Source organism: Paenibacillus plantarum (assembly GCF_013141695.1).
GTDB lineage: Bacteria > Bacillota > Bacilli > Paenibacillales > NBRC-103111 > Paenibacillus_E > Paenibacillus_E plantarum.
The window spans coordinates 260890-275020 of record NZ_WHNY01000005.1; the positions used below are offsets into that span (position 1 = coordinate 260890).

The window sequence follows — 14131 nt, forward strand, 5'->3', positions numbered from 1 at the left end:
ATTACCGCCGCTCCCACATCTTAATTAGTGAAATGTGAATAAAGGTGATGATGCCAACGAGGATTACGAAGACGATACCGAATGCGGCCCCGTAGCTATAGAAACCCTCACTGAGCCCTTTCTTCAGCATGAGTGATACGATCGTTTCCGTAGAATACCCAGGGCCTCCGCCTGTCAAGGCATAGACAATATCAAATACTTTCATACCGTTGATCATCCCCATAACCGTATTGAAAGTGATCGCCGGAAGCAGAAGAGGAAGTGTGATGTAGCGAAACATTTGCAGCCCACTCGCTCTGTCAATCTTCGCCGCTTCGTAATAATCTGTTGAGATGCTCTGCAAGTTGGCCAAATAAATAACCATTGTGTAACCAACCCACTGCCATATGGAGGCGATGATGACCGAATAGAGTGCAAGATGAGGATTTCCGAGAAAATTAATGCGTTCAAAGCCAAGAGCGACTACAAGTTGATTAATTAAGCCAAAGTCGGAGGGTGAGTACATAAAATTCCAGAGAAAACCGATAACCAATACGCTGAACACCGCAGGTAGGAAGAACGCAGCCCGCAGCAGATTTTTTGTTTTTAATTTTTTATTGAGAAACACCGCTAATGGAATGGCTAGTACATTCTGTCCAAGCATCGCGAGTACCGCATAGGTTAACGTATTTTTAATACCTGTCAAATAGATTGAATCTTTAAATAGAGCTATATAATTGTCTAGACCAACAAATTTGACAACAACCGGATGCACATCCGACCAGTTTGTAAAGCTGTATAAAGCGGTCTTTAACGTCGGAATTATGAAAAAGGTACAATAAATAAGTAAGGCAGGAAGCAGAAGCAGAACATAATTGATTTCTCGTTTGAAAATGTTTAGTTTGTTCATGTGCAACAACCTTTAACTTATAGGATATACAAGGGGCAAAGCGATTTTCCCCTTGTATTAACACGGCCTATTTAGATTTCTCCAGCAGTTCAGTCGCTTTCTTGTCTACCGCTTCTAACACTTGATGAGGCGTTTTGATACCAGCTACTATTTCTTGAATACCTTTTCCTAAATCTGGGAAAGCAGCACCAGCAACGCCCCAATTATTAACAGGGTACATGACATTGCCCGCCTTGAAAGCTTCTTGAGCACTGTTGTACTCTGCTGGCATTTCAAAAGTAACCCCTTTCAAGAAAGATGAACCGCCTTTATTATCAGCCCAGTAAGCATTCTGACCTTCTGGTGTGGATAACAGATCAAGCACCTTGTACGCTGCATCTTTGACTTTGGACTTTGCATTCAAACCAAACGATACCCCTGGACCGCCAACCATCCAACCTGGACCGCCTTTTGTGCCCAGGTTAGGGAACATATCAATCTTCATGTTAGGCGCTTTTTGCTTAAAGGTTTCCATGTACCAAGGTCCTGCTTGGAACATAGCTGCCTTGCCGCTTGTAAATTCATCAATGGCTTGTTCTTCTTCAAGCCCAAGCATATCTTTGGTGAAGACACCATGTTTCAAGTATTCGGTCCAAGCCGTCAAAGCAGGTTCCAGCGCATCGACCATTTTCGCGGTGCCTTTGCCGAAATTTTCATTCCATTTTTTCCCTTCTGTTGTGCCGATATAATCATTTAATGCCAAACCGAGGAAGGACTGGCCCGCTACGTTAGCATTCTTTAGACCGATTGCTTGGGGTTTGATGCCATTCTTCTTCAGCACGTCCGCTACTTGGAAGTACTCATCAAGCGTTTTTGGTATTTTTAGGTTATATTTGGCGAATAGATCAACGTTATAGTAAACCCCGTTAAACCAACTAGCTTGCGGCAACCCGTACAGTTTATTATCAAAGGTTACGGTGGATGTGCCGGTTTCATAATATTTGCTAGCGTAGCGTTCTGTTAAATTTTCGAAATAACCTGCCTTGACGGTATTGGCGTCTATGATTCCACCGATAATGTCAGGACCTTCGCCTGCTGCAAGTTGTGTTTTGATAACATCAGGGTAAGTTTTGTTATCAATAAATTGATACTCCACAGTTACATCGGGGAGTTTATCTTTGAATAATTGCAGAAGTGTCTTTACACTGTCTTCTTTGTTCCAATACGATAATCTGACTTTTACTTTCTTTGCCGGTTCTGGATCTTTGGTTTCTTTCGTTTGCGTTGTATTCTTTGGTGTTACAGGTTCCTTTGTGCTGCTGTTGTCCGTACTGTTCGTACTGCAGCCTGTAAATAGGATCGACATGGCGAGTATAGCGGTAGTGGAGACTGACCATTTTCTCTTCATACAAAGACCTCCCAAATTTAGATGGTTTGTTTCTCAGTTCTGATATCATTGTAGTATAGATGCCATATTAATCGAAATAACAGATTTTTTCGAAAACTAACAGAATTTATCTGGAAATTGGCAAGAGATCGTGTGATTCATGCAAAGTGGTATGAATTGGAATACCCGGTGTGCTATGCTTTGAATAGCTCTCATATGAACGGATGGGGAGGAAAATATGTATCATATACTAGTAGTCGATGATCAACAAGCAGAAATCGATGCCATTGAATGGCTTATTCAGAAGTATGCTCTACCATTTTCTGTTGCTCAGGCCAATGATGGGGAAGTAGCGCTGGAATATATAAGGGGTCATCATGTCGATCTGTTACTCACGGATATTCGCATGCCATTCATGGATGGTCTAGAGTTAATTAGGCAGGCAAAAGTAGTCGTTTCGGATCTTAAGGTGATTATTTACAGTGCTTATGGGGAATTTGAATATGCTCAAAAAGCGATTCAGCTTGGGACGGTTAATTATATGTTAAAGCCGATCGATGTGAAGGAATTCCTTAAGGTGTTTCATTCCATAATCGCTATACTAGAGGACGAACGACTTCAGAGGGAGAAAGATAAGCTGCTGATCAAAGGCTTTCATAAAGGAGTGGCTTATGAGAAAGAAAAGCTCCTGTTCGATCTCCTTCAAGGCCGCGAGAGAGACGCTCATTACGAGGAACGGGCAGATTTTGCAGGTCTAAGTCATCTGGTAAATAAGCGGATGTATATGATTATGATTGGATTGCTTCATCATTTTTTTGATCTGCATCATACTGAAGTGTTCGAATTCCTTCAATCGACTTGTAAACATGAAATGCTACTTCTAAATATGAATGAGTATCAAAGCATCATGCTAGTCGCAATGGAACCAGCTTCAACGATCAGCGATAATCAGCAAGAGCTTATGGCTTATGGGCATTGTATTAAAGAATGGCTGGAGACTCGCTTCGATCGGCGAAGTTTCATTATTGTTGGTAGTCCGATCGATAAGCTAGATGGACTTCATGACGAGTTCACCCAAATGGAAGAGTTAATGAATTCTCGTTTTTTTATGGATAGTAGTGTCGTTTGTTCCAAAGATGATGAAAATATTCATGACCATTTAGATGACGAATCGATAGAGCTTATGCTGAAGGATATTTATGCTTCCATTACACGAAATGAATTTCGTTCACTTGAGCATCAAATAGAGTTTCTCATTGTGAGTATGCGCAGTAGTAAGCGCTTTAGTTCTTTCTATGCCAAACACTTATTTACAGAAATATTGAAAAAAATAGTAGAGCTTCAAGGCAAAAAAAACAGCAATGTACTGAAGGCTGGTTTGGAGCGAATCGCACTTTGCAATTCGATTGCTGAGTTGAGGCAAGTCATTTTATCCGTTTTTCAGGAGCATTTGGTGCGAATCGAACCGGCGACAGATGATCAATGCCGCAAAGTAATTGAAGATGTACAGACGCTCATCCAGATGGAATACGGGAGTGATATTGGGATCGGCTATTTAGCTAATCGCGTCTTTTTGTCGCCAAGTTATTTAAGTTTTCTGTTTAAAAAAAGTACAGGCCAGAGCCTAGTCAAATATATAACAGCCGTTCGAATGGAGCGAGCAAAGGAGCTGCTGCGTGATTCAACAATTAAAGTTGTTGATATTGCCAGTACAGTTGGATTCTCGAACACGTCCTATTTTAATTTAATGTTTAAGCAATATAACAGCTTGACTCCTGTTCAATATCGAGAGCGTGGTGGAAGGAGTTGACTCTGCTCAAATTTATTCGTAATCTCCGCCTGCGCCAGAAATTATTACTTTCTTATGTGATTGTCATTTTCTTGCCAACCATTGTACTGGGCTTGTATGCCTACCATAGTTCCAAATCTTCATTGGAAAGCCAGTTTTTGCAAAGTGCGGATAACGAGGCGAAGAGGGTCACACTAGAAATCGGTTACCGACTTCAGAGGCAGGATGTGTCAATGAAATCGATTGTTTTCCATCCTGCGCTTATTGATTTGATGAGTAACCCAAATCAGGATGTGTACACACAATTTAAGACGATGAATGATAAAATTGAACCTATTTTTTTTAATCTGATGTATATGGTTAGAGATATGAATGAGATTATGTTGTACTCCGAGAGTGGGCTAACTGAATTAGGAAACTTCATTACTCCTTCTACAGCAGTTAAGGATAAGGATTGGTATCTAGAGACAAAGGGCAGTGATACAACCAAGTGGTGGTTCGAAGATGGAAAATTGTTTGCCACACGAGTGATTTACAATATCGAGTTTCAGACCGTGAGCGGTGAACTTTATGTCAGGTTTGATTACAATAAAATCTTTGGTGATTTCATTGGCAAGGTGAATGAAGGGTATGGCATCATTATTACCGATAGACAGAATCGGCCCGTTTTAACAGAGCATGTTGGGCAGATGGATGATGATCAACTACAATCACTTTCAAAGGAGGGTACTTCAAAAGCGAGCATAGGCGGCGAATCCTATTTAGTTGTAAACAAGGACATTCCTCAAACCGAATGGATATTGCATTATTTGGTCCCTGATAATCAGTACAAAACAGGCATTGGCAATATATTAAGCGCAACGGGTATCATTGTACTAATCTGTATGGTTTTCCTCAGTATCATTATCTTCTTGTTCTCAGAAACGCTGTTAAGAGGAATCGAGAAATTAAACGCCAAAATGAAGATGGTGGAAAATGGTGATCTTACTGTTGTTGTATCAACGAATTCGAAAGATGAAATCGGGCAGCTTACCGATCAATTCGGTTCAATGCTTAAACAAATTAATCAGCTCATTTCGGAGGTATATCAGACAAAGATTACTCAAAAGTCAGCCGAACTCAAAGCGCTGCAAGCTCAGATCAATCCCCATTTTCTATACAACTCTTTATCTTTAATTAATTCAAAAGCGCTGCGTATCGATGCCCAAGAAATTAGTGATTTGGTGAATTATCTTTCTAGTTTTTACAGAACGACGTTAAATAAAGGGAAGCAGATTATTTCAATTCAAGATGAATGGACAAACGTCCAAGCGTACATACATATTCAAATAGCTATGCACAATACAAGATTTGAAGTAGAATTCGATGCAGACGAGAGGGTATTTCAATTTGAAATGATCCATTTGATCTTGCAGCCGATTGTTGAAAATGCGATTATGCATGGCATCGATCTGAAGCGTGAGGGGCGAGGCAAACTCATCCTGCGGGCAAGTCTCGACGGTGAGGATATTGTTTTTGCCGTGGAGGACAATGGCGTCGGTATGGAACCGTATATCATTGAGCGTATTTTTAAACATGAAAGTACTGGTTATGGCATGAAAAATGTGCAAGATAGATTACAGCTCTTATTCGGGTCCGAATACGGGATCATTATTCATAGTCAACCTGGGATTGGCACTTCAGTACTCGTACGCATACCGCAGTATCGTCACATTAGAGAAGAATCATGATCATATAAGGGCCAATGTTCATAAGAGCATGGCCTTTTTTCTTTGTTCGTTTTTTTGTTTCCAATCGAAAACTGTTAGATTTCAAAAAATACTATTATTTTGCAGGGGTTCAAATGATAATACAATGTAAATAGGAACAGATGGCATCTCCAACCGCCATTGCAAGCGCTTTAAATGATGGTTTCTGACATTAAATAAAGAACGAGAGGATTGTTGATCTATGTTCAAACGAACAATGTGTAAGATGATCTGTTTTATGATTCTAGCAAGCTTCTTTATTCAAAACAATGCTCCTCGTATCTATGCTGATAGCGGCCAGCTGGACGTGTGGGTGGTAAATGCATTGAAAGCCGTATATAGGACCAGCACGATCCCCGCAAATCCTGGGAACAGCATTGATCTTGTTTCAGCGAAAAACGAATACGAAAGTGAACAAATTGCTGTAAGAAGCACTAGCAATTTTGAGATTACGGGAATTGAATTTTCCGATCTTTTATCTTCTGGCAATACGATCTCAAACAGCAACTTAAGCTATCATTTTGAAGAATACGTGCTTGAGGATACCGTGCAGCCCAATCAGTATCGACCGGATTTGGTAGGCACGCAAATCTACCCCTTATCCGAAATTCCTGACCCGCTGTCCAACGATACATCTATACAAGTGGCGGCAAATTCAACTCAGCCCATCTTAATAACGAATTATGTCCCTGCCGATGCTGTTCCTGGCCTCTATCACGGTATGGTTACGGTGAAATCGACTTTGGGCGATTATCAAGTACCAATTAACGTTGAAGTAGCTAACGCTGAAATCCCTCAAACCTCTAAGGCTAACTTCGTTAATTATCAGTGGTCGATGACGAATGGTTTTATGATTGGAGGTTCTCCACCTGAGATTGCTGATGATCCTCTAACTCAGTCTAGTTATGACGTTGGTCAGAACTACTACGGAGTGGAGACGTATAGCGATGAGTGGTTTGAGCTTATGGATAATTTCGCCAAAACCATGACCGACTATCGTCAGAACATGATTTGGGTTCGTACAGACTTATTATTAAACGCAAAGGGTACCAAGATGGTGTCTTTTAAAGACGGGATACCGGAGAATATCGACTGGTCTTTGTTCGATCGATATGTTCAAACCTTTATGGATAGAGGAATTACTCATTTTGCGAACATTCACTTGATCCATGCCTTAGAACAAATGCCACAAAGTGAGAATCCAAACAATGATCTTTGGAAAACGTCCATACCCGATTCACTACCTGTTACAGATGCTTATCTTACTAACTACTTGACGGCATTGCACGATCATTTAGAGGATAAAGGTTGGCTTAACGATAATGGTTTCACTTGGTATCAGCATACGAAGGACGAACCCAACGGTGCTAGCATTACAAACTATATGACGTATATCGCTAAAAAAGTAAAAGGGATCGTTCCGGATTTCAAGACATTGGACGCTGATGCGGCCGGTACTCTAATGAACGAAACCATCAAACCCTATGTGGATGTGTGGGTCCCGTTAACGCCGGTTTTCCAGGATAAGAAAAATCAATATAAAGCGGAGCAGGCGCTAGGCAAAGACTTGTGGGTGTATACTTGCGATGCCAATCCGGCTCCGTGGTTGAACAGATTCTGGACGCAGCCCATATTGACTGGCAGGTTGTTATTCTGGAATCTTAGTCAAGACGGTGTACAAGGACACTTACATTGGGGTTGGAACGTTTGGTATGTCCCTCATTATGGCGACTCCACAATCGTATATCCGGATAAGGAACATCTGACGGTGAAGAGCTCGCTGCGCTACGAGGCCCAAAGGGACGGACTTGAGGAATACGAACTAATGTACCAACTTAAGCAAACCAATCCTGATCTTGCCAAACGTATAGCGGACAGTGCTGTTAACCCCTCTGATCCGAGAAAATATACCCTTGACCCTGAATATATCAGCATGCTTCATAATTATCTGGTTAAAGCGACTGCCGGAGAAACTGCGGGTGCAATTCCTGTGCCAACTAGTCCCTACGATGGGCAGGATGTACCCAAGACCTACATGACTGATAACGCGACCGGCGAGATCACCTTCAATGGTGAATGGTTTGCCAAAAGCCGGAAATACGCTTATATGGGCGGTGTTCAAGGCACGTTGAAAGCGGATGATGATTTGACCTATACCTTTACAGGGTCAGGTATTGATCTCATTGCGGAGAAAAATGAAGGCTCCGGTACAATTGCCGTATCCGTCGACGATTCCGCTCCGGTAATTATAGACCTATATGAGAAAGTTCAACTCGATTCCGTATCGGTATACAGCAATCACAATCTATCAGCAGGCAAGCACACGATTAAAGTAGTCAACCTGGAGAACAAAAACCTATTCGTTGACGGCTTTAGAGTAAGCATATATGAAAATCAGATGATCTATGACGGAACGCTGCAAAGTTTGGAGCTGACTAACGCGCCTTCGGTTCTTTTTAATAAAAACAATATTAATTACCAGGCCATCATTCCCAACGATGTAGACGTGATCACGATTACGCCAACGCTTGCGGATGCAAATGGCACCCTAGATGTTAACGGGCAACGTTACGGCAGTGGTAAGAGGCTTACATTCAACATCCCTACAGGTAAAAGTAAGATACTTATTCGGTCTACCGCAAGTGATGGGGAAACCTCGAGACTCTATACGTTGAACTTTCTCAAAGGCAATGTAAATCAACCGACCACCAATATTGCAAGAAGCTATTCAGATATTACAGCAACAGCTGCCAGGGCAAACAATAGCGGTTATGGTGTTGCGAATATGGTTGACGGCAGTTACGGTTCCATGTTTGCTAGTATTAGCGGGTATACGAACACCCATCCGTTCCCACATGAGATCAATCTTACTTGGGATCAAAAGCAGACATTTAATACGATTGTCATGGCGACGCCATCAGGGTTATTACAGGGGATAACAGATATTGATGTTGAGGCTACTTCAGATGGAACGAATTGGATCACAATTGCGAAGAGGGTTCCGATTCAATGGCATAGCAGCACAGACGACAACATCATGGAATACGCGTATGCGAATATCCCTACAGTTACTAACGTGTTGAAGCTGAGGTTAAAGATCAATGACGCTAACAATACGTATTGGGGCATTTATGCTTTATATGAGCTAGAGCTTTATAACCTGCCAGACAACGGAGAGATAAGTCCTGTAGCTGATGGAACGCTGAAGAATTTAACAATCTCTAATGTTCCTTCCTTTACGTTTGACAACAGCACGACGACCTTCCAAGTCATAATTCCTAAAGATGTCAACACCATCGCGGTTACGCCAACGCTTTCGGATGATGGGGGTACTCTGCAGATCAACGGAAAGCGGGTCGCCGATCACACAGATCAGACGATTGACATTCCAGTCGGTAAAAGCGTGGTTCATATCAGATCCACCGCAAGTGACGGGACGACTACAAAGCTCTACACGTTGAACTTTCTCAAAGGAAATGTGAATGAGCCAGGCACTAATATAGCCAGAAGCTATTCTACTATTTCAGCAACAGCAGAACGCGAAGGCGAAGACTATAGTGCCAAGAAAATGGTCGACGGCATTATTTATACCATGTTCGCGAGTTCGCGAGGCTATAATACCGATCATCCGTTTCCGCATCAGATTAATCTTACCTGGGAACAACCGCAGAACATTAACACGATCGTCATGGCTACAACTTCTGGATTAATTCAGGGTATTTCCAATATCGATGTGCAGGCTTCTACAGACGGAATAAACTTTGAAACCATAGCGAGTGGGGTACCCCTCCAATGGAAAAGCAACACAGATGACGGCATAATGGAGGTCACCTTTGCCAATATTCCTGAAGTAAGAGATGCACTTAAGCTGAGAATACAGATCAATGATGCCAACTATTCGACATGGGGCATGTACGCTGTGTATGAGCTGGAACTATATAACCTCCCGGAAAACGGAGAGATTGGTGATATTCATACAAACACGATCATAGCGAGCGCGGGGGAAAACGGAACGATCAGTCCGAATGGAGCCGTTGTAGCCAATGAGGGTGCTGATCAAACCTTTACATTTAATCCGCACAATGGATACGAAATCGACAAGGTGTGGTTAGACGGTACCGCCGTGTCGGTGACCGGAAGCGTGTATACGGTTGCCAACATAACCGCAGACCATATGATCAATGTTACTTTTAAGAGAAAGGTCACTGGTGGCGAGAACACTAACACGATCACAGCGAGCGCGGGGGAAAACGGAACGATCAGTCCAAACGGCGCCGTTGTAGTCAATGAGGGTGCTGATCAAACCTTTACATTCAATCCGCACAATGGATACGAAATCGACAAGGTGAGGTTAGATGGTACCGCCGTGACGGTGATCGGAAGCGTGTATACGGTTGCCAACATAACCGCAGACCATATAATCAATGTTACTTTTAAGAGAAAGGTCATCGATGGCGAGAACAGTAACCCTCCCACTGGTGGTGGAAGTGGTACAGTCACTGGAAATACCGATGGCCATACGCTTGTATTGAAAACGGATGACCTTACCACTCCAGCTTCCAACGGAGTTGTGACGATCATAGCCAAAGATAAAGAGAAAATTGTACTTCCTGCTAATGCAGCCGAGCTGCTCGGACATAATCAATTAGTAATTCAGACGGGGCCATTTACGTTGGAAGTACCCACTGAATTGCTTAAACAGTTGGCAGATAAATTGTCCGCAAAAGATAAACAAAACAGTTCGATAGCGTTGATCATGACTCCCTTATCCGAGTCCGATGCTAACAACCTTCTAGCGATAGGGCAATCTTCCACAAATGCACAAATTAAACTTTCAGGCAATGCGATCAATTTTAGCTTATCGATTGTCGGGAAAGACGGTAAAGTGACAAGCTTGAGCAGCTTCGATAAACCGATGACGATTCGATTCAAAGTGGATCCTTCCCTAAATTCGAAACTGACGGGTATTTACTATTTGGCAGACAATGGTACGTTGGAATATGTGGGAGGCTCGCTTATTAACGGAGAAATGGTCGCCAAGATTCACCATTTCAGCAAATATGCGGTGCTCGAATTCAAGAAATCATTTACCGATGTTAAGTCTACTCATTGGGCGGCAGATGCAATCCAACAGTTAGCAGCGAAGCACATTATTGACGGTACTAGTGCTGCAATGTTCGAGCCAGAGCGTACCATAACAAGGGCCGAATTTACAGCAATGCTTGTCAAGGCGTTGAACCTGACATCAATGGGCGAAGTGAAATTTACGGATGTATCGAAGGGTGCCTGGTACGAGGAAGCGGTTTCCAAAGCGAGTAAAGCAGGCATTATTAATGGAACAAGCACAACGACTTTCGATCCCGATGCGAGAATCAAACGTGAAGAAATGGTCACCATGATGATGCGGGCGTACGTTATCTTGAAAGATGTTAAGTTAGATGTAAATACTGCTTCTTTCTTTACTGACGAATCTGCTGTGGCAGCCTGGGCGCTTGATTCAGTTAGAGCAGCGGCGGCACTTGATTTGATTAATGGACGCGATGCAAATAATTTCGTTCCGAGCGGTATCACATCCCGTGCAGAAGCAGCAGCTTTGCTCAATAGAGTCTTACAGTAATCTCATTGAAAACCTGCCGCTGTAATTTGCTAAAACATTGGCAAATTACAGTGGCATTAATATTCCGGGAATCCGTTCAAATGCTGGTAGTGATTGAGTTAATAAATTGTGGAAAGTCTGCGACAATCGCAATAATTTCAATTCGATGTGACGCGGAGAACCGAAGGAGGCAACCCGATGAATGCTATGGAAATCAAGGAATTTCAGCAAGCAGAAGCGCAGGAAGTGAAAGAAGGCATCCACGGTTACAGCAACGAGACGAATTGGGTGAAACCGGAAAATCCTATTACACTGGAAAGATTGGAATGGTTCAAGGATCAGAAATTGGCCCTAATGATGCATTGGGGACCTTATTCGCAGATCGAGGTCGAGTCATGGATTCTCAGCGACGAAGACGGTGATTGGGCACGTAAAGATGTCGACTGGACGAGCGACTACGAAGAGATGAAGCGCGAATATTTCGGTCTGAACCGCACGTTCAATCCGTTTCGCTTCCAGCCGGAGCTATGGGCAGAAATCGCCGCCGAAGGCGGATTCAAATATTTGATTTTTACGACAAAGCATCACGATGGATTTTGCATGTGGGACACACATACGACGAACTACCGGATTACCGGCTCCGAAACACCGTTTCATGCACACCGCTATGCCGACATTTGCAATCATGTTTTTGACGCTTTCCGCAGCAAGGGGCTTGCGATCGCTGCTTATTTCTCGAAGGCGGATTGGCATTCGCCGTATTACTGGGCGCAAGGAATGGAGCGGAGCCGCGATACGTGGAGAGGGCCTTCATACTCTCCCGAGGAATATCCGTGGCTTTGGGAACAATTCGTCGATTTCACCCATGAGCAAATCATGGAGCTGATGACCCGTTACGGCCGGATCGATATTTTGTGGCTGGATGCGGGCTGGGTAAAAGATAGTGACCAGGTTAGGCAGGACATTCGGTTGGGTGAGGTCGTCGAGCGCGCCCGTCAAACGCAGCCGTGGCTGCTGTCCGCGGACCGTACAGTCGGTGGGCCTTACGAAAATTATGTGACGCCAGAGCAAACGATTCCGCAGCGTCCGCTAAACGTGCCGTGGGAAAGCTGCATTACGATCGGCACACAGTGGGCCTTCAAATACGATGACCAGTATAAATCGGGGAGGGAGATCGTTCGCATTCTGATGGAAGTCGTATCAAAAGGCGGCAATTTGGCGCTGAACGTAGGTCCTCAGCCCGACGGACGTTTGCCGGCCGGAGCGGTCAAGAGCATCAAGGAATTGGGCGCATGGATGAAGGTTTACGGCGAAGCGGTATACGACACACGCGTGTGCGGGCCGTATTTTGCCGGTTCCTGTGCGTTCACCTCGAAAGGAAATACCGTGTACTGTACGTACTTGTATGAAAGCGCAGATGAAGCCGTCTCCAAGGTCGTTCATATTCCTTATCAGGAGCCCGTTTCTAGCATCGAGCTTGTCGGAAGCGACGCCTTGCTGCAGGTTGAGCGTACGCCGGAAGGAGTCTCGATCACGCTTCCGGATTGCGAATTGAACGGGCAGGCTCCGATCGCCCATGTTTTCCGTATGCAGAAGGGCGAGGAGGCAAAGTAAGCAATAAAATTCCTTTGCTTTAAGCTGAAAAACGGGCAGCCCATTTTCTCTCGTTTTTGACCGTCGAAGAGAAAATCAGCCAGTTGCTTCAGCGTTGGGGTTGAACGGAGGAATGCTTCGGAGACTGCAAAGTGAGCGTAGAATTTTTAAAGGATTTAACCCCCTTGTCGAAATGTAGTGAGCATACCATCCACCGACAGGGGATTTCCAATTGTTAAACAACATGAGTCATTATACGATATCCGAATGAGGTCCGCGAAAACCGCGGACTTTTTTAGAGTTATCGGACAGCTGCATACCCATTTATTTCATAGCACCAATTACCGCGGTGATAAGCCGATACTTGAAGATCAAAAATGGAAAGATTCGCGAGGAGACATTCCGCTAACGGGAGGATAGTGTAATCACTGCAAATAAAGAATCATATTACATCGAATATGGCTGATATTGCAGAACTTAGACCACATATAGGTATGGGTGTATATTCTGAGCTTTACATTGAAGAGTTCTTAGTTCAATTTGATGTAGTCACAAAAAAATGAATCAACGATTTAAAAGAATACCAGAAGACTGCATTTGAATATTATTCACCTCGAAATTGGTATCCACACTGTACTTTTGCTATTCAACTTGATAAAGAAACACTGTTAAAGCACTTCAGTATTCTATAACTCATTTCCAGCCGATTTTAAAAATCAGGAGCGCATAGGATATTGTTAATCTTTAAATTCAGGAAAAGGAACATCTGACTATTTTACAGGCACGGTTCGCATCGATCCATTGTTTGAAGCTGCGGATCCTGCGTAGCTGGAGCTAGCGTAACGTCTGAGCCAGATACAAGGACAGCACGGCATACATATCCACTAGGGCAAACACTTATTGTAACGGCAGGCCAAGGAAGGGTTCAACGTTGGGGAGGCCAAATTGAGGAAATTAATCTCGGTGACGTGGTTTGGTTTCCGCCGGGCGAGTAACACTGGCATGGAGCTTCACCTACTACAGCAATGATACATACAGCCATTCAAGTAAGGTTTGACTATTAAGGTTTGTAAAAAGTACTTCAAAACTTATTTATAATTCAGCTTTTTTGTCCAAATCACCACTTCAAAACTTAATTTGTAAATCACTT

At 43.3% G+C, this 14131-nt stretch carries 6 protein-coding genes and 1 pseudogene; 5 read left to right on the top strand and 2 right to left on the bottom strand.

The window, feature by feature from the left end:
• Window position 1 precedes the first annotated feature (1 nt).
• Window positions 2-889: a carbohydrate ABC transporter permease gene (locus GC096_RS02320; protein ID WP_171628690.1), complete on the bottom strand. Its 888-nt coding sequence runs from the start codon at window positions 887-889 to the stop codon at window positions 2-4.
• Window positions 890-956: 67 nt separating this feature from the next.
• Window positions 957-2276 (bottom strand): ABC transporter substrate-binding protein, encoded by a 1320-nt coding sequence (locus GC096_RS02325; protein ID WP_171628691.1) that lies wholly within the window; start codon window positions 2274-2276, stop codon window positions 957-959.
• Window positions 2277-2493: 217 nt separating this feature from the next.
• On the opposite strand from GC096_RS02325, the gene GC096_RS02330 reads away from it, so the two are divergent.
• From GC096_RS02330 to GC096_RS39475, 5 genes and pseudogenes are all read left to right on the top strand, one after another.
• Window positions 2494-4065 (top strand): response regulator transcription factor, encoded by a 1572-nt coding sequence (locus GC096_RS02330; RefSeq protein WP_171628692.1) that lies wholly within the window; start codon window positions 2494-2496, stop codon window positions 4063-4065.
• Window positions 4062-5774: a sensor histidine kinase gene (locus GC096_RS02335; RefSeq protein WP_171628693.1), complete on the top strand. Its 1713-nt coding sequence runs from the start codon at window positions 4062-4064 to the stop codon at window positions 5772-5774. Before GC096_RS02330 ends, GC096_RS02335 begins: the two co-directional genes overlap by 4 nt.
• 220 nt (window positions 5775-5994) lie before the next feature.
• Entirely contained in the window at window positions 5995-11409 is a 5415-nt protein-coding gene (locus GC096_RS02340) for a glycoside hydrolase domain-containing protein (protein WP_171628694.1), read from the top strand.
• Window positions 11410-11586: 177 nt separating this feature from the next.
• Window positions 11587-13002: an alpha-L-fucosidase gene (locus tag GC096_RS02345; RefSeq protein WP_171628695.1), complete on the top strand. Its 1416-nt coding sequence runs from the start codon at window positions 11587-11589 to the stop codon at window positions 13000-13002.
• Between the two features lie 729 nt (window positions 13003-13731).
• Window positions 13732-14045 (top strand): annotated as a pseudogene (locus tag GC096_RS39475) (cupin domain-containing protein); the annotation flags it as partial.
• Window positions 14046-14131 lie beyond the last annotated feature (86 nt).